Source organism: Ruegeria arenilitoris, from assembly GCF_013035315.1.
Classification (GTDB): Bacteria; Pseudomonadota; Alphaproteobacteria; order Rhodobacterales; family Rhodobacteraceae; genus Ruegeria; species Ruegeria arenilitoris_D.
In genome coordinates this window covers 22433-39278 of sequence record NZ_WQHP01000004.1, presented here as the reverse complement: position 1 = coordinate 39278, position 16846 = coordinate 22433, and the positions used below count along the sequence as shown (strand labels likewise).

23 protein-coding genes are annotated in these 16846 nt (G+C 58.6%); all 23 read left to right on the top strand.

What is annotated here, in order from left to right; all coding sequences use genetic code 11:
- The first annotated feature begins 58 nt into the window (after positions 1 to 58).
- The 23 genes from GOV53_RS09965 to GOV53_RS09860 all read left to right on the top strand — a co-directional run bounded on the left by GOV53_RS09965 (position 59) and on the right by GOV53_RS09860 (position 16839).
- Positions 59 to 424, top strand: a complete 366-nt coding sequence (locus GOV53_RS09965; protein ID WP_050602775.1) for an NADH-quinone oxidoreductase subunit A — start codon at positions 59 to 61, stop codon at positions 422 to 424.
- Positions 415 to 948: a NuoB/complex I 20 kDa subunit family protein gene (locus GOV53_RS09960; protein WP_037307875.1), complete on the top strand. Its 534-nt coding sequence runs from the start codon at positions 415 to 417 to the stop codon at positions 946 to 948. The genes GOV53_RS09965 and GOV53_RS09960 overlap by 10 nt, the downstream gene beginning before the upstream one ends.
- Before the next feature lie 11 nt (positions 949 to 959).
- Entirely contained in the window at positions 960 to 1562 is a 603-nt protein-coding gene (locus GOV53_RS09955) for an NADH-quinone oxidoreductase subunit C (RefSeq protein WP_170466064.1), read from the top strand.
- A 2-nt stretch (positions 1563 to 1564) separates the two neighbouring features.
- The gene (locus GOV53_RS09950) at positions 1565 to 1741 is read left to right on the top strand and encodes a hypothetical protein (protein WP_170422563.1); all 177 of its coding nucleotides are present in this window, start codon (positions 1565 to 1567) and stop codon (positions 1739 to 1741) included.
- A 1-nt stretch (position 1742) separates the two neighbouring features.
- Positions 1743 to 1865 (top strand): hypothetical protein, encoded by a 123-nt coding sequence (locus GOV53_RS21445; RefSeq protein WP_257599041.1) that lies wholly within the window; start codon positions 1743 to 1745, stop codon positions 1863 to 1865.
- Entirely contained in the window at positions 1865 to 3088 is a 1224-nt protein-coding gene (locus GOV53_RS09945; protein WP_170381681.1) for an NADH-quinone oxidoreductase subunit D, read from the top strand. The genes GOV53_RS21445 and GOV53_RS09945 overlap by 1 nt, the downstream gene beginning before the upstream one ends.
- Complete coding sequence (locus GOV53_RS09940) at positions 3085 to 3561, top strand: hypothetical protein (RefSeq protein WP_170466062.1); 477 nt, start codon at positions 3085 to 3087, stop codon at positions 3559 to 3561. Before GOV53_RS09945 ends, GOV53_RS09940 begins: the two co-directional genes overlap by 4 nt.
- The gene (gene nuoE / locus GOV53_RS09935; protein WP_170466059.1) at positions 3561 to 4667 is read left to right on the top strand and encodes an NADH-quinone oxidoreductase subunit NuoE; all 1107 of its coding nucleotides are present in this window, start codon (positions 3561 to 3563) and stop codon (positions 4665 to 4667) included. The genes GOV53_RS09940 and nuoE overlap by 1 nt, the downstream gene beginning before the upstream one ends.
- 34 nt (positions 4668 to 4701) lie before the next feature.
- Complete coding sequence (locus tag GOV53_RS09930; protein WP_170466881.1) at positions 4702 to 4923, top strand: DUF5337 domain-containing protein; 222 nt, start codon at positions 4702 to 4704, stop codon at positions 4921 to 4923.
- Positions 4924 to 4935: 12 nt separating this feature from the next.
- Entirely contained in the window at positions 4936 to 6234 is a 1299-nt protein-coding gene (gene nuoF, locus GOV53_RS09925; protein ID WP_170422556.1) for an NADH-quinone oxidoreductase subunit NuoF, read from the top strand.
- A gap of 5 nt (positions 6235 to 6239) precedes the next feature.
- Positions 6240 to 6656 (top strand): MAPEG family protein, encoded by a 417-nt coding sequence (locus tag GOV53_RS09920; RefSeq protein WP_170466056.1) that lies wholly within the window; start codon positions 6240 to 6242, stop codon positions 6654 to 6656.
- Entirely contained in the window at positions 6653 to 7156 is a 504-nt protein-coding gene (locus GOV53_RS09915) for a DUF3291 domain-containing protein (protein WP_254439260.1), read from the top strand. The genes GOV53_RS09920 and GOV53_RS09915 overlap by 4 nt, the downstream gene beginning before the upstream one ends.
- A gap of 71 nt (positions 7157 to 7227) precedes the next feature.
- A complete protein-coding gene (locus tag GOV53_RS09910; protein WP_170466051.1) occupies positions 7228 to 7578 on the top strand; it encodes a hypothetical protein in 351 nt (116 codons plus the stop codon).
- A gap of 98 nt (positions 7579 to 7676) precedes the next feature.
- Entirely contained in the window at positions 7677 to 8081 is a 405-nt protein-coding gene (locus GOV53_RS09905) for a DUF5333 domain-containing protein (RefSeq protein WP_170466048.1), read from the top strand.
- Between the two features lie 3 nt (positions 8082 to 8084).
- Positions 8085 to 10106, top strand: coding sequence for an NADH-quinone oxidoreductase subunit NuoG (gene nuoG / locus GOV53_RS09900; RefSeq protein ID WP_170466045.1), 2022 nt, complete (start codon positions 8085 to 8087; stop codon positions 10104 to 10106).
- Complete coding sequence (locus GOV53_RS09895; protein ID WP_170466042.1) at positions 10103 to 10309, top strand: hypothetical protein; 207 nt, start codon at positions 10103 to 10105, stop codon at positions 10307 to 10309. Before nuoG ends, GOV53_RS09895 begins: the two co-directional genes overlap by 4 nt.
- Positions 10302 to 11339: an NADH-quinone oxidoreductase subunit NuoH gene (nuoH, locus tag GOV53_RS09890; protein WP_170466039.1), complete on the top strand. Its 1038-nt coding sequence runs from the start codon at positions 10302 to 10304 to the stop codon at positions 11337 to 11339. The genes GOV53_RS09895 and nuoH overlap by 8 nt, the downstream gene beginning before the upstream one ends.
- A 2-nt stretch (positions 11340 to 11341) precedes the next feature.
- Positions 11342 to 11836 carry an NADH-quinone oxidoreductase subunit NuoI gene (gene nuoI, locus GOV53_RS09885; RefSeq protein WP_170331439.1) on the top strand — a complete coding sequence of 165 codons (495 nt, stop codon included), beginning with the start codon at positions 11342 to 11344 and terminating at the stop codon, positions 11834 to 11836.
- On the top strand, positions 11833 to 12243 hold the full coding sequence (locus GOV53_RS09880; RefSeq protein ID WP_170466036.1) for a carboxymuconolactone decarboxylase family protein: 411 nt from the start codon (positions 11833 to 11835) through the stop codon (positions 12241 to 12243). Before nuoI ends, GOV53_RS09880 begins: the two co-directional genes overlap by 4 nt.
- Positions 12240 to 12842: an NADH-quinone oxidoreductase subunit J gene (locus tag GOV53_RS09875; protein WP_170466033.1), complete on the top strand. Its 603-nt coding sequence runs from the start codon at positions 12240 to 12242 to the stop codon at positions 12840 to 12842. Before GOV53_RS09880 ends, GOV53_RS09875 begins: the two co-directional genes overlap by 4 nt.
- A 4-nt stretch (positions 12843 to 12846) precedes the next feature.
- Positions 12847 to 13152, top strand: coding sequence for an NADH-quinone oxidoreductase subunit NuoK (nuoK, locus tag GOV53_RS09870; RefSeq protein WP_005984024.1), 306 nt, complete (start codon positions 12847 to 12849; stop codon positions 13150 to 13152).
- A 7-nt stretch (positions 13153 to 13159) separates the two neighbouring features.
- Positions 13160 to 15295 (top strand): NADH-quinone oxidoreductase subunit L, encoded by a 2136-nt coding sequence (gene nuoL / locus GOV53_RS09865; protein WP_170466030.1) that lies wholly within the window; start codon positions 13160 to 13162, stop codon positions 15293 to 15295.
- A complete protein-coding gene (locus GOV53_RS09860) occupies positions 15295 to 16839 on the top strand; it encodes an NADH-quinone oxidoreductase subunit M (protein WP_170422534.1) in 1545 nt (514 codons plus the stop codon). Before nuoL ends, GOV53_RS09860 begins: the two co-directional genes overlap by 1 nt.
- The last annotated feature ends 7 nt before the right edge of the window (positions 16840 to 16846 follow it).

Genomic DNA, 16846 nt, shown 5'->3' with positions numbered 1-16846 from the left:
GTCAACACGCCAATTGACGGCGCTCCCTTTTGGGGTATGCGCAGGAAAGGAGCTGTACGTGGAAGACCTATTGCGGGAGTACCTCCCGATTCTGGTGTTTCTGGCCGTAGCTGTGGGCCTTGGAATCGTTTTGATTCTGGCGGCCGTTGTACTGGCCGTTCGCAACCCCGACCCCGAAAAAGTCAGCGCTTATGAATGTGGTTTCAACGCTTTTGACGATGCGCGGATGAAATTCGACGTCCGGTTCTATCTGGTGTCGATCCTGTTCATCATCTTCGATCTTGAGATCGCCTTCCTGTTCCCGTGGGCCGTCGGCTTCAAGGACATCAGCGACGTAGGGTTCTGGTCCATGATGGTGTTCCTTGGCGTTCTGACCATCGGCTTTGCCTATGAGTGGAAGAAAGGGGCGCTGGAATGGGAGTGATGACGGGTGCAAACACCGCCGGCGTCGACAAAGAAGTCGCCACCCAGGCCCTGAACGCGGAATTGCAGGACAAAGGCTTCCTGTTGACCTCGACCGAGGACATTATCAACTGGGCCCGCACCGGCTCGTTGCACTGGATGACATTCGGTTTGGCCTGTTGCGCGGTCGAGATGATGCACACCTCGATGCCGCGTTATGATGCGGAACGCTTTGGGATTGCACCGCGTGCGTCCCCCCGTCAGTCGGACGTGATGATCGTCGCTGGGACGCTGACGAACAAGATGGCTCCGGCGCTACGCAAGGTTTACGACCAGATGCCCGAGCCGCGCTATGTAATCTCGATGGGCTCCTGCGCGAATGGCGGGGGCTACTACCACTATTCTTACTCTGTCGTGCGCGGTTGCGACCGTATCGTTCCGGTGGACATCTACGTCCCCGGCTGCCCTCCGACCGCTGAGGCGCTGCTATACGGTCTGATGCAGTTGCAACGCAAAATCCGCCGCACCGGCACGATTGTACGCTGAGGAGAGAGCTGATGAGCGAAGCACTCAAAGAACTCGGCGCACAGCTGGAACTGAAGCGGGCGGATTGCGTGCTGTCGTGGGACGTCACGCACGGCGAGCTGAATGTGGATGTAGCTCCTTCGAACATCGTAGAGTTCGTGGAGTTCCTGAAATCCGACCAGAACTGCAAATTCTCGACCCTGGTCGATATTACCGGTGTGGACTACCCCGAACGGGCCAAGCGTTTCGACGTCGTCTACCACTTCCTGTCGATGTATCAGAACCAGCGCATCCGCCTGCGGGTCTCGATCCGGGAAGAGGACATGGTGCCCTCGATCGTCGACGTTCACCCCTCGGCCAATTGGTTCGAGCGTGAGGTGTTCGACATGTTCGGCATCCTGTTTTCGGGTCATCCCGACCTGCGGCGTATTCTGACCGACTACGGTTTTCGCGGCTATCCGCTGCGCAAGGACTTCCCGACCACTGGTTACACCGAAGTTCGGTATGACGAGGCGCAAAAGCGCGTGGTCTATGAACCGGTCTCGCTGGTTCAGGAATACCGTCAGTTCGATTTCATGTCCCCGTGGGAAGGTGCCAACTACATTCTGCCCGGGGATGAGAAACAGGAGACCTAATCATGTTTGAGTTCCTGATCTGGATAGTTTTGGTGGTGGCGACGGTGGTTCCGATGATCAAGCTGCTGCCGCATTTCGGGATCAACAAGAACTGGGCGTTTGCCTGCATCATCTCGCCGGTGGTTATTGTCCTGCTGTGGATGATGGCGATGAAGCTGCAAGAGATGGAGCGGCGCTGACATGATGGGTGAGCTGATCATTTTGGGCGCTTTGGGCGTCTTGCTTGCAGGGGCCGCAGCCAAGGCGGCTGAGGCTGAAAAGGTTCGTGTTCGGGCCGAAGCGAAAAAGAAACGGGGGCGTTGATGGACGGCTCAAGATACGATGACGGCAGCACGGACGCGCTGAGCGGAGAACAGAAGATCCGCAACTTCAACATTAACTTCGGCCCGCAACACCCTGCGGCGCACGGGGTTCTGCGTCTTGTGCTTGAGCTGGACGGCGAGATTGTCGAACGCTGCGACCCGCATATCGGCCTGCTGCACCGTGGCACCGAAAAGCTGATGGAAAGCCGGACCTATCTGCAGAACCTGCCGTATTTCGACCGTCTGGATTACGTGGCGCCGATGAATCAGGAACATGCCTGGTGTCTGGCCATCGAAAAGCTGACCGGTGTCGAGGTGCCGCGCCGGGGCTCGCTGATCCGGGTTCTGTATTCCGAGATCGGGCGCATCCTGAACCATCTGCTGAACGTCACGACGCAGGCGATGGACGTCGGCGCGCTGACTCCGCCGCTCTGGGGTTTTGAAGAGCGTGAAAAGCTGATGGTGTTCTACGAGCGTGCCTGTGGTGCCCGCCTTCACGCCGCCTATTTCCGCCCCGGAGGTGTTCATCAGGACCTGCCGCCGGAGCTGCTGGACGATATCGAGGCATGGAGCCACGAGTTCCCCGCGGTCCTCGATGACATTGACGGTCTTCTGACCGAAAACCGCATCTTTAAACAGCGTAACGCCGACATTGGCGTCGTGACCGAGGATGACATCCAGAAATACGGTTTTTCGGGCGTGATGGTCCGTGGCTCTGGTCTAGCCTGGGATCTTCGCCGCGCGCAGCCCTATGAATGCTATGACGAGTTCGAGTTCCAGATCCCCGTCGGCAAAAACGGCGACTGCTATGACCGCTATCTGGTGCGGATGGAAGAGATGCGCCAGTCGCTGCACATCATCCGTCAGGCCATCGCCAAAATTCGTGAATGCCCCGGAGACGTTCTTGCCCGAGGCAAGATCACTCCGCCGAAACGGTCCGACATGAAGACCTCGATGGAAAGTCTGATCCATCACTTCAAGCTATATACCGAAGGCTTCCACGTGCCCGCGGGCGAGGTCTATGCCGCCGTCGAGGCCCCCAAGGGTGAGTTCGGCGTCTATCTGGTCGCCGATGGCACCAACAAGCCTTACAGGGCTAAACTGCGCGCGCCGGGCTTCCTGCACCTGCAAGCGATGGACCATGTGGCGAAAGGCCACCAACTCGCTGATGTAGCTGCCATTATCGGCACCATGGACGTCGTGTTTGGGGAGATCGACCGGTGAGAGGCTTTGCCCTGATCCTGGCCTTGGTCGCCGCTGCCCCGCTGCACGCAGCATCGTCGCACCCGACAGCAAAAGTGCTTGAGGTTATGCGCGAAAATGGCTTTCGGCTGGACGTATCACAGGCAGAGCCTGCCTTCTCTGCACGTGATCTGCGTCCCGAGGATGTCAGTGCGGTGATCAACTCTTGGGCCGAACAGGGATTGGCCGGGCTGGACGGTCCGACCTTCGAAATCGTACCTGCGCTCTGCGGTGCACACGGACTTGCGGCGGATGATGCTGCAGGCAGAGCGGATGCGCTCTATGACTTCGTACGTATTAACGGGTGCCGTATGGGCCCGGAGGAGGCCGACATCAAACTACGCCCTGCGGGATTTACACGGGCAGAAACGCCTGACCTGATTGCCCGTCTTGTTGATCAGGGCCGAGCGCAACAGGAAGACCCCTATATTATTGTGATCGGAGATGCCTGCTAATGCTGCGCCGTCTGCACCCCGAACAACCCGAAAGCTTTGCCTTCACCGCTGCCAACCAGCAATGGGCCGAAGCGCAGATTACCAAATACCCCGAGGGTCGTCAGGCCAGCGCGGTGATCCCTCTGCTGTGGCGCGCACAAGAGCAAGAGGGCTGGCTGACCCGTCCGGCGATTGAATCCGTCGCCGACATGCTGGGGATGGCCTATATCCGCGTGCTTGAGGTCGCGTCGTTCTACTTCATGTTCCAACTGCAACCGGTTGGGTCTGTTGCGCATATTCAGGTGTGCGGTACGACCTCCTGCATGATCTGCGGGGCTGAGGATCTGATTGCGGTTTGCAAGGAAAAGATTGCCGCCAAGGCGCATGAACTGTCTGCCGACGGTAAGCTGAGCTGGGAAGAGGTGGAATGCCTCGGCTCTTGTACCAATGCTCCGATGGCGCAGATCGGCAAGGATTACTACGAAGATCTGAACGCCGAGAGCTTTGGCAAAATCATCGACGATATTGTGGCAGGCAAAGTGCCGACCCCCGGCCCGCAAAACGGGCGCTACGCGGCAGAACCGTTGAACGGTTTGACCAGCCTCAAGGACTATGAGGCGGGAAAACCGCGGTATAACGCCAGTGTCGAATTGGCCGACCACCTTGGGGACACGGTTAAGCGCATCGACGGGACTGAGGTTCCGATTCTGACGCCATGGTTGGGTAAGGATGGCAAGGCCGCGGCAACCAAGGCTGCGCCCAAGCCACCCAAGGCCCCGTCGCCCGCCAAGCCTGCCGCCAAGCAGGCGGAAGAGGCAAAAAAGGCCGAAATTCAAGAGGATCAGCCCGAAACCTTGACCGCAGCGCGGGGTGGAAAGGCGGATGACCTCAAGATGCTCAAAGGGGTTGGCCCCAAGCTGGAGCAGACGCTGAACGAGCTTGGTTTCTTCCACTTCGACCAGATCGCCGCATGGACGCCGGAACAGGTGGCCTGGGTTGACACCCGCCTTAAGTTCAAAGGCCGGATCGAGCGGGACGGTTGGATTGCCCAAGCGGCCCAACTGGCGAAAGGCGAAGAAACGGATTTTGCAAAGCGTGCCAAGGAAGACGGCACATACGAAGACTAGAATGGATGGTGTCCCCTGGGGGCACCTAGGTGAGATGGACAAAGACAAAGAGCAAGCCATCGCCCGCAAGGGTCGACATATCGGGGTGGTCATCGCTTTGACTATGCTGTTTTGGCTTGCGATGACCCTGTTCATCGGTCCCGCGCTGGGGTTGCCGGGGCGCTATGCGCTGCTGTTTGATTTCGCCGCCTTGGCGGGGTTCGTTTATGCGGGCGTGAACATTTTTCAACTCTGGCGCATGCGTCAGGACAGCTGAAGGTTAGATACGATGCTGAAGGATCAGGACAGGATCTTTACCAACATCTACGGGATGCACGAGCGGACGCTGAAAGGCGCGCAGGCCCGCGGGCATTGGGACGGTACGGCTGGCCTGATCGAAAAGGGCCGCGACTGGATCATCCAGACAATGAAGGACTCAGGTTTGCGCGGTCGTGGCGGCGCGGGCTTCCCCACCGGTCTGAAGTGGTCGTTCATGCCCAAGGAAAGCGACGGGCGACCGGCTTATCTGGTTGTAAACGCTGACGAATCCGAGCCTGGCACCTGTAAAGACCGCGAGATCATGCGCCATGATCCGCACACGCTGATCGAAGGCTGCCTGATCGCGTCTTTCGCGATGAACGCGCACACCTGCTATATCTACCTGCGTGGCGAGTACATCCGCGAGCGTGAGGCGCTGCAGGCCGCAATTGATGAGGCCTATGATGCCGGTCTTCTAGGCAAGAATGCCGCTGGTTCGGGCTGGGATTTCGATCTGTTCCTGCATCACGGGGCCGGGGCGTATATCTGTGGCGAGGAAACCGCTCTGATCGAAAGTCTTGAGGGCAAAAAAGGCATGCCGCGGATGAAGCCTCCGTTCCCGGCGGGCGCGGGCCTTTATGGCTGCCCGACCACGGTGAACAACGTGGAGTCCATTGCCGTTGTGCCGACCATCCTACGTCGCGGGGCGGACTGGTTCGCCGGCTTTGGCCGCCAGAACAACGCGGGTACCAAGCTGTTTGCAATCTCAGGCCATGTGAATAACCCCTGCGTGGTCGAAGAGGCGATGTCGATCCCCTTCGAGCAGCTGATCGAGACCCATTGCGGCGGTATTCGCGGTGGCTGGGACAACCTGCTGGCGGTGATCCCCGGTGGCTCGTCAGTGCCGTGCGTGCGCGGTGAGCACATGCGCGATGCGATCATGGATTTTGACCATTTGCGTAACGATCTGGGCTCGGGTCTGGGCACTGCGGCGGTGATCGTGATGGACAAGTCCACCGACATCATCAAGGCGATCTGGCGGCTGTCCAAGTTCTACAAACACGAAAGCTGCGGTCAGTGTACGCCGTGTCGCGAAGGCACCGGCTGGATGATGCGGGTTATGGACCGTCTGGTGAAGGGCGAGGCCGAGTTGGAAGAGATCGACATGCTGTTCGATGTAACAAAACAGGTCGAAGGCCACACGATTTGCGCGCTCGGAGATGCAGCTGCGTGGCCGATCCAGGGCTTGATCCGCAACTTCCGTGAAGAGATCGAGGACCGCATCAAGGCCCAGAAGTCGGGCCGCATGGGTGCGATGGCAGCGGAGTAGGATTGATGGAAGCCTATGCCCAATATTCTCATGCGATCGTGTCACTGGTGGTTTTCACCCTGATTGTTCTGTTCATGTCGCCGTTTTCGGCACTGGCCAAGGCGGGCAAGGGGCTGGCGCCCGGCGCGACGCCTCAGCAGGACTATTCGGATAAGGCGTATCGCCTGAACCGGGCTTACCTGAATGGCACGGAAACCTTGCCGGCCTTTTTGGCTGTCACTGTTGCGGCGATCCTGTTGGGCGCAAACCCGTTCTGGGTGAACCTTCTGGCGTCAGTTGCGCTGGTTGCACGTGTGGTGATGCTAGTGATCCACCTGCGTGGTATCGGCAAGCCGAATAGCGGTTTGCGGTCCATGGCTTATGTGGGCGGTTGGGCATGCATGGTCATCCTCGGCCTGATGGCATTGGTGGCTGCGTTTTGAAACAACCCAACGGATATCACCTGGCCGAGCTGAATGTTGGCCGCCTGTTGGCCCCGACGGACGATCCGCGGGTTGCTGAATTCATGGCCAATCTTGATCGGGTCAATGGTCTGGGCAAGCGAATGCCGGGCTTTGTCTGGATGATGGAAGGCTCGGGCGAGCCGGGAACGGGAAACACCGAAAACGCTATCGGTGGAGATCCGCAATTTGTGGCGAACCTTACGGTATGGGAAGACGTCGCAAGTCTTGAGCAGTTTGTTTGGGGAACCATTCACAAGCAGTTCTATGAACGACGTCAGGAATGGTTCGAACTGCTGGGGGACCAGCATTTCGTGATGTGGTTGGTCCCAATTGGGCACCGGCCGGGCCTGGACGAGGCGCTGGAACGATTGGAACAGCTGCGCCGGGATGGCCCAAGTGAACATGCCTTTGGATGGGCAGAATTGAAACAGGCAAGCAAGTGGCGCGACAATCGTTGTGCCGAGGTCGCGGCGGAGTGAATGGGGTGATGACACAATCGTCTGATACTTTCAGCCGCGCAAACGCCAGCCTCCGGACAGGAGTGGCCAAAGTGGCGAAAACGAAACTTACAATCTTGGCGGGCATCGCAGGGCTGTTGCTGGTATCCGCCTGTGGCACGGCATCCAGCGACCGTATTCTCTTTGATGGCAAGGCTTTCCGCGCCAAAGCGAAACCTGTGGATAAACGGGCGTCACCGACCGAGTTTACGGTTGTGGTGCGTGGTGCATCGGCTTCTCTGGACGGTGCTCGCGAGGCTGGGCGCTATGAGGGCACCAAATTCTGCATCAGCGCGTTTGGGACATCCAAGATCGACTGGAAGGTCGGTCCCGATACCGAACCGCAGAACCTGCGTATAACCGATGATCAGCTGACCTTTGCAGGAGCGTGCCAGCGGCCATGACCCGTTTTTTTGCATATCAGCCCATGGCGCAGAAGGTGATATTGAATAGCACCCTCGCGCCGCTTCGTTTTGGAGTATCCAAGACGAAAGGAATAGTCATGTCTGGTATGAAATTGCTTGCTCTGCTGTCGGTTCTGGCACTTCCAACCGTGGCTGAAGCCAAACCACCCTTGCGCGAAGTCAAAGAGGTCGACGACGAACTCTACTACATCGCTATCGCGAACGAAATTTCGGAATTCTGTCCGTCGATCAGCGGACGCAGACTGAAGGCGATTGGGGTGATGTGGGGGCTGAAATCCAAAGCGAATAGCCTCGGTTACTCGGACAGCGAAATCCGGGCCTACGTGGAGTCGGATGCTGAAAAGGACCGTATGCGCGCCAAGGGCGAGGCCTATCTGGCCTCGAACGGGGTGTCGTATGACAATCCGACTTCTTTTTGCACTTTGGGGCAGAAGGAAATCGAAAGAAACAGCGCCATTGGCGTGTATTTGAGGGCGAACTAGACCATGTCTGACCTCCGCAAGATCAATATCGATGGACAGGAAATCGAAGTCGATGGTGCGATGACGCTGATCCAGGCCTGTGAACAGGCCGGGGTCGAGGTGCCGCGCTTTTGCTATCACGAGCGTCTGTCCATCGCCGGGAACTGCCGGATGTGCCTGGTTGAGGTCGTTGGCGGTCCGCCGAAACCTGCGGCCTCTTGCGCGATGCAGGTCCGCGACTTGCGTCCGGGACCGGAAGGAGAGGCGCCGCAGGTCAAGACAAACTCGCCGATGGTCAAAAAAGCCCGCGAGGGGGTGATGGAGTTTCTGCTCATCAACCATCCGTTGGATTGTCCGATCTGTGACCAGGGTGGTGAGTGTGACCTGCAGGACCAGGCGATGGCCTATGGTGTCTCGGGTTCGCGATTCAAAGAAGCCAAGCGCGCGGTGGATGATCTGGATCTCGGGCCACTTGTCGGCACCGCGATGACGCGCTGCATCAGCTGCACCCGCTGTGTGCGTTTTACAACCGAGGTCGCCGGGATCACCCAAATGGGTCAGACAGGGCGGGGCGAGGATGCTGAGATTACCTCGTACCTGAACCAGACGCTGGATTCGAACCTGCAGGGCAACATCATCGACCTGTGCCCGGTCGGTGCGCTGACCTCGAAGCCGTATGCCTTTACCGCGCGCCCGTGGGAATTGACCAAGACCGAAAGCATCGATGTTATGGACGCCTTGGGCTCGAACATCCGTGTGGATACCAAGGGTCGTGAAGTGATGCGGTTCCTTCCGCGCAACCATGATGGTGTGAATGAGGAATGGATCAGCGACAAGACCCGTTTCGTGTGGGACGGCCTGCGCCGTCAACGTCTGGACAAACCTTACGTACGCGAAAACGGCAAGTTGCGCCCGGCAAGCTGGCCTGAGGCGCTGAGCAAGGCCGCTGAAGCGTTGAAAGGGGCTGAAAAGCCCGCCGGAATTGTGGGCGACCTGGCCCCGGTCGAGGCTGCGTTTGCGCTGAAACAGATGATCGAAGGGCAGGGCGGTGTCGTCGAATGCCGCACCGATGGAGCAAAGCTTCCAGCGGGCAATCGTGGTGCCTATGTCGGCACAGCTGCTATCGAAGATATCGACGGCGCGGAACGTATCCTTTTGATTGGAACGAACCCACGGGAAGAAGCCCCGGTCCTGAACGCACGTATTCGCAAGGCGTGGGCGCATGGGGCGGATGTGGCTCTGGTGGGGCCGGCAGTGGACTTGACCTACGACTACCATCATGTGGGCGACGACCGCGCAGCCTTGCAAAAGGTTGTCGATATGGGTGGTGATGATGCGATCAAAGGCAAATCCTCGCTGGTCATCGTCGGTCAGGGCGCATTGCAGGAAGCCGATGGCGCTGCAGTGCTGGCCGCGGCGCAGACGATTGCCGCGAACACCGAAAGCGGGTTGTTGATCCTGCACACCGCCGCGTCGCGTGTCGGCGCGATGGATGTGGATGCCACCAACGAAGGCGGCATGGATGTGATCAGCGCCGCAGACGTGATCTATAACCTCGGCGCGGATGAGGTCGAAATAGGCGAGGGTGCCTTTGTGATCTATCAGGGCAGCCACGGCGACCAGGGTGCCCACCGTGCGGATGTGATCCTGCCGGGTGCGGCCTATACCGAAGAAAACGGGCTGTTCGTGAACACCGAAGGTCGCCCACAACTTGCCATGCGCGCCGGGTTTGCGCCGGGTGAGGCCAAAGAGAACTGGGCTATCCTGCGGGCGCTCTCCGCCGAGCTGGGCGCTGCGCTTCCTTTCGACTCTCTGGCGCAACTGCGCACTGCGCTGATTGAGGCCGTGCCGCATCTGGCACAGATCGACCAGGTGATCGAGAATGAGGTTCAGCCGTTGGACGCTGGTCCTCTGGGACAAGCCACCTTCCGCAACGCCGTCAAGGATTTCTACCTGACCAACCCAATCGCACGCGCTTCGCAGCTGATGGCCGAGCTTTCGGCTCAGGCGCAAGCACGCAAAGCCGAAAAGATCGCGGCAGAATGAACCAGACCTGTCTCATATCGCGTTTGACGCCCCGTACTGCGGGTGTCGAAGAAATGCGTCTGAGACGCAATGAAAAGGGTAGCGCGAAGGCTGTAGATGCTGTTTACACCTACCCGCCGCCCCAGTCGCTCTATGCGCAGGCACTTGGGCTGAACATCGCGCGCGGAAAACGGAATACCCACGGTGTGAGGACCAATGGCTGATTTCTTTAACACCCCAGGCGGAATAGCCATCATCATTCTGGCGCAAGTGCTTGCAGTTGTTGCGTTTGTGATGATCTCGCTGTTGTTCCTCGTTTACGGTGACCGCAAGATTTGGGCCGCAGTCCAGATGCGTCGCGGACCCAACGTGGTGGGCGCGTATGGCTTGCTTCAATCGGTGGCGGATGCGCTGAAATATGTCGTCAAAGAGGTTGTGATCCCCGCTGGCGCGGACCGCACTGTCTTTATCCTCGCTCCTCTGACCTCGTTCGTTCTGGCAATGATCGCTTGGGCGGTCATTCCGTTCAATGATGGTTGGGTGCTGTCGGATCTGAATGTGGCGATCCTTTATGTCTTCGCCGTATCCTCATTGGAAGTTTATGGCGTGATTATGGGTGGTTGGGCGTCGAACTCAAAGTACCCGTTCCTTGGCTCGCTGCGCTCTGCCGCGCAGATGATTTCCTATGAGGTCTCGATCGGCCTGATCATCATCGGCGTGATCATCTCGACCGGTTCGATGAATTTCGGCGACATTGTGGGCGCGCAGGACGGCTCGTTCGGGTTCTTCAGCTGGTACTGGCTGCCGCATTTCCCGATGGTCTTCCTGTTCTTCATCTCGGCGCTGGCGGAAACCAACCGCCCGCCCTTCGACCTGCCCGAGGCGGAATCGGAACTGGTGGCCGGTTATCAGGTCGAATACTCGGCCACGCCCTTCCTGCTGTTCATGGCCGGTGAATACATCGCTATCTTCCTGATGTGCGCGCTGACGTCGCTGCTGTTCTTCGGCGGCTGGCTGTCGCCGATCCCGGGCCTGCCGGACGGCGTGCTGTGGATGGTCGCCAAGATGGCGTTCTTCTTCTTCCTCTTCGCGATGGTCAAAGCCATCACGCCCCGCTACCGCTATGACCAGCTGATGCGTTTAGGCTGGAAAGTGTTCCTGCCGTTCTCGCTGGTCTGGGTGGTTTTCGTGGCCTTCGCGGCAAGGTTCGACTGGTTCTGGGGCGCGTTCGCCCGTTGGAGCGTTGGAGGCTGATTATGACACAAATCGACTACACCCGCGCTGCGAAATACTTCCTGCTACAAGACTTCTGGGTCGGCATGAAGTTGGGGTTGAAGTATTTCTTCGCCCCCAAAGCCACCGTGAACTACCCGCATGAAAAGGGTCCTCTGTCGCCTCGGTTCCGCGGCGAACACGCCCTGCGCCGCTATCCGAACGGCGAAGAACGCTGCATCGCCTGCAAACTGTGTGAGGCAGTCTGCCCTGCCCAAGCGATCACCATCGACGCCGAACCGCGCGAGGATGGCTCTCGCCGCACGACGCGCTATGACATCGACATGACCAAATGCATCTATTGCGGTTTCTGTCAGGAGGCCTGTCCGGTCGATGCCATCGTCGAAGGCCCGAACTTCGAATTCGCCACGGAAACCCGGGAAGAGCTGTTTTACGACAAGGAAAAACTGCTCGACAACGGTGAACGCTGGGAAGCTGAGATCGCTCGTAACTTGGAAATGGACGCGCCATACCGATGAGTGACAGCCCGACAAATCCGTTTGAGCTGATGATGAAGCAAGCTCAGGACATGGCCAAGGCGATGAACCCGGCGATGGAGAATTTCTCGCCCAAGGGGTTCGAGGCGTTGTGGCCGACCATGCCCAAAGAGGTCATGGAGATGATGTTCGGCAACACCGTCAACAAGGATGGGTTGGACGCCAAGACCCGTTTGTTGTTGACGCTGGCTGGGCTGACCTGTCAGGGCGCTCAGGCGGATGCGGCGGTGCGTCAGACTGTGCGCCACGCGCTGGAGGCCGGAGCCAAGAAACAAGAGATCGTGGAAACGATCGGTCAGATGTCGGTCTTTGCCGGCATCCCGGCCATGACCCGCGCGCTGGATCTGGCGCAAGAGGTCATGGGCGACAACGAGGATGAGGATCAATGACCGTCTTTGCCTTCTATCTGTTTGCCATAAGCGCCATCACCGGTGGGCTGTTCACGGTAATCAGCCGCCAGCCGGTGCACTCGGTGCTGTGGTTGATCTTGTCCTTTCTGTCCTCGGCGGGGCTGTTCGTGCTGCTTGGGGCAGAGTTCGTGGCGATGCTGCTGATCATCGTCTATGTGGGCGCGGTCGCGGTGCTGTTCCTGTTTGTGGTGATGATGCTGGATGTGGACTTTGCCGAACTCAAGGCCGAGATGGCGCGCTATATGCCGCTGGCCTTGCTGATCGGTCTGGTGATCCTGATGCAGTTCGTCATGGCCTTTGGAGCATGGGACAGTGCGCAGGGTGCGGCGGCCAATCTGGCGCAGCCGGTCCCGGCGGATCGCCACAACACCGAGGCGCTGGGTGTCATCCTTTACGATCAATACTTCCTTCTGTTCCAACTGGCAGGCCTGATCCTGCTGGTGGCCATGATCGGCGCCATTGTGCTGACGCTGCGCCACCGTCAGGACATCAAGCGTCAGGACATCGTCGGCCAGATGATGCGCGACCCGGCCAAGGCGATGGAGTTGAAGGACGTGAAACCGGGGCAGGGACTTTGAGACGATGATCGGACTTGAACACTATCTTACGGTCGCGGCGACGCTGTTCGTCATCGGCATCTTCGGTCTCTTCCTGAACCGCAAGAACGTCATCATCCTGCTGATGAGCATCGAACTGATGCTGTTGGCGGTGAATATCAACCTTGTGGCGTTTTCAAGCTTCCTGGGCGATCTGGTCGGGCAGGTGTTTACGCTGTTCGTACTGACCGTGGCGGCCGCTGAGGCGGCGATTGGTCTGGCCATTCTGGTCTGCTTCTTCCGCAACCGCGGCACCATCGCGGTTGAAGACGTCAATATGATGAAGGGCTAAGAGCACTATGGAAACCACCATCCTCTTTGCCCCGCTTGTGGGTGCTCTGATTTGCGGGTTCTGTTGGAAGTTCATTGGCGAAAAGGCCGCCATGTGGACCGCCACGGGCCTGCTGTTTCTGGCCTGCCTTTTGTCCTGGATCGTGTTCTTTACCTTCGACGGTCAGACCCAACAGATCGAAATCCTGCGCTGGATTGAAAGTGGCTCGTTGTCGACCAGCTGGGCCATCCGCTTGGACCGTCTGACCGCGATTATGCTGATTGTGGTCACGACGGTCTCGGCGCTCGTGCACCTCTACTCCTTCGGCTACATGGATCACGACCCGCAATGGCGCGAGGGCGAGAGCTATAAGCCGCGTTTCTTCGCCTATCTGTCCTTCTTTACCTTCGCCATGCTGATGCTGGTGACAGCGGACAATCTGGTTCAAATGTTCTTCGGCTGGGAGGGCGTGGGCGTCGCCTCGTACCTGTTGATCGGGTTCTACTATCGTAAACCTTCGGCCAATGCTGCCGCGATCAAGGCCTTTGTAGTGAACCGGGTTGGCGATTTCGGCTTTGCACTGGGTATTTTCGCGATCTTCTTCCTGACCGACAGCATCAACTTTTCGGACATCTTCGCGTCGGCTTCGGACCTGTCGCAGATGCAACTGTCTTTCCTCTGGGGGGAATGGAACGCGGTTGAGGTGATCTGTGTCCTGCTGTTCATCGGCGCGATGGGCAAGTCGGCGCAATTGATCCTGCACACCTGGCTGCCGGACGCGATGGAAGGCCCGACACCTGTGTCGGCGCTGATCCACGCCGCAACCATGGTGACCGCCGGTGTCTTCCTGGTTTGCCGCATGTCGCCGCTGATGGAGTTCGCGCCAGGCGCGACCGGTTTCGTCACGGCTCTGGGGGCGACGACAGCCTTCTTCGCTGCGACTGTGGGTCTGGTACAGACGGATATCAAACGCGTCATCGCGTATTCGACCTGTTCGCAGCTGGGCTACATGTTCGTCGCTGCGGGTGTTGGCATGTACTCGGCGGCCATGTTCCACCTGTTCACACACGCCTTCTTCAAGGCCCTGCTGTTCCTTGGTGCGGGCTCCGTGATCCACGCAATGCATCACGAGCAGGAGATGACCGAATACGGCGGTCTGCGCAAAAAGATCCCTTATACGTTCTGGGCGATGATGATCGGAACACTGGCCATTACCGGTGTTGGTATCCCCAGCTTTATCGTGACGCTGTTCGGAACGCCCATCGGTTTTGCCGGGTTCCTGTCGAAAGACGCGATCATCGAAAGCTCTTACGCGGCCGGGGCGTCCTACGGGTTCTGGATGCTGGTAATCGCTGCGGTTTTCACCTCGTTCTACAGCTGGCGTCTGATTTTCCTGACGTTTTACGGAACACCCCGCGGGGACAAACACACACATGACCATGCGCATGAAAGCCCGATGGTCATGTTGGTGCCGCTGGGCGTCCTGTCGCTGGGCGCGGTGTTTGCCGGTATGATCTGGTTCAACAACTTCTTCGGCCACGTCGATCAGGTCGGCAAATTCTACGGCATTCCTGTTGCCGAAGCGTCCGAGCATGGCGAGGCGAAAGATCAAGGCGATGCGGCACATGCCGACGAGCCCCACGGGGACGAGGCGCATGCGAGCGATGACAAGCTTGGTGGCAAGCACCACTACAGCTTTGTTGGCGAACCGGGGGAGGGGGCGCTGTACATCGCTCCAGACAACACGGTTCTTGACGATGCCCACGCGGTTCCGAAATGGGTCAAGTTCTCGCCCTTCGTGGCCATGGTGCTGGGTTTTGTCGTCGCCTATTGGTTCTACATCGTGAATACCTCGCTGCCTGCGCGGTTGGCCGAAAACCAGCGCCCGCTGTACCTGTTCCTCAAGAACAAGTGGTACTTCGACGAGATTTACGACGTGATCTTCGTGAAACCCACTCTGGCGCTCGGTCGCTTGCTGTGGAAACGCGGTGACGGAAACACGATTGACGGTTTCCTGAATGGCATTGCAATGGGCGTCGTGCCCTTCTTCACCCGCCTCGCAGGCAAGGCGCAGACCGGTTACATCTTTACTTACGCCTTCTGGATGGTTCTGGGCATCGCTGCCCTTGTCACCTGGATGTCGATCGGCGGAGGCGCACAATAATGGATAATATCCTCTCCATCGTCACCTTCATCCCCGCAGTCGCGGCCGGCATTCTGGCGCTGTTCCTTCATGGTGAGGACGCCGCTGCGCAACGCAATGCAAAATGGGTCGCGCTTGTGGCGACGACTGTGACTTTCCTGGTTTCAATCGGCATCTATACAGGCTTTGATCCTTCAAACACCGGCTTCCAGATGGTGGAAGAGGGTGAGTGGTTGCTTGGCCTGAAATACAAGATGGGCGTCGACGGCATCAGCGTTTTGTTCGTGCTGCTGACCACTTTCATCATGCCGCTGACCATACTGGCCAGCTGGCAGGTGACGGACCGCGTCAAGGAATACATGATCGCCTTCCTGCTGTTGGAAACGCTGATGCTGGGCGTGTTCATGGCGCTGGATCTGGTGCTGTTTTACCTGTTCTTCGAGGCGGGCCTGATCCCGATGTTCCTGATCATCGGCATCTGGGGCGGCAAGGATCGCATCTACGCCAGCTTCAAATTCTTCCTCTACACTTTCCTCGGCTCGGTGCTGATGCTGGTGGCGATGGTTGCGATGTATGCCGATGCAGGCACCACAGATATCGAAGCGCTTATGAGCCATCACTTCGCCTCCGAAGGGTTTAGCGTTCTGGGCGTCTATGTCGTCGGCGGTATGCAGACGCTGATGTTCCTGGCGTTCTTTGCCTCTTTCGCGGTGAAGATGCCGATGTGGCCGGTTCATACATGGCTGCCGGACGCGCACGTCCAGGCCCCGACGGCGGGCTCAGTCGTGCTGGCCGCGATCCTGCTTAAGATGGGCGGCTACGGCTTCCTGCGGTTCAGCCTGCCGATGTTCCCAGTGGGCTCGGCAGTGATGACCGATGTGGTGCTATGGATGTCGGCGATTGCCGTGGTCTACACCTCGCTGGTCGCGCTGGTGCAGGAGGACATGAAAAAACTGATCGCCTATTCCTCGGTCGCGCATATGGGCTTTGTGACCATGGGTATCTTCGCGGCGAACCAGCAGGGCATTGACGGCGCGATCTTCCAGATGATCAGCCACGGCTTTATCTCTGCCGCCCTCTTCCTGTGTGTTGGCGTGATCTATGACCGGATGCACACGCGCGAGATCGATGCCTACGGTGGTCTGGTGATCCGCATGCCCGCCTATGCGCTGGTCTTCATGCTGTTCACTATGGCTAATGTTGGCCTGCCGGGTACGTCTGGGTTCATCGGAGAGTTCCTGACCCTGATGGGTGCCTTCCAGGTCAACACATGGGTGACGGCTGTGGCCGCAACCGGTGTGATCTTCTCTGCTGGTTATGCGCTTTGGCTGTATCGACGGGTCGTTTTCGGTGACCTGATCAAAGAAAGCCTGAAGGCGATGACGGACATGAGCTCACGTGAGCGGCTGATCTTTGCGCCGCTCATCGTGATGACCATCCTGCTGGGTGTCTACCCGTCGCTGGTGACCGATGTAATCGGTCAGTCGACTGCCGCGCTGATTTCGAACTATGACACGGCTCTGGCCGCGGCCGAGGCCGCGACCCAGTCAGCCGCTTCGCATTAAGGAGGCT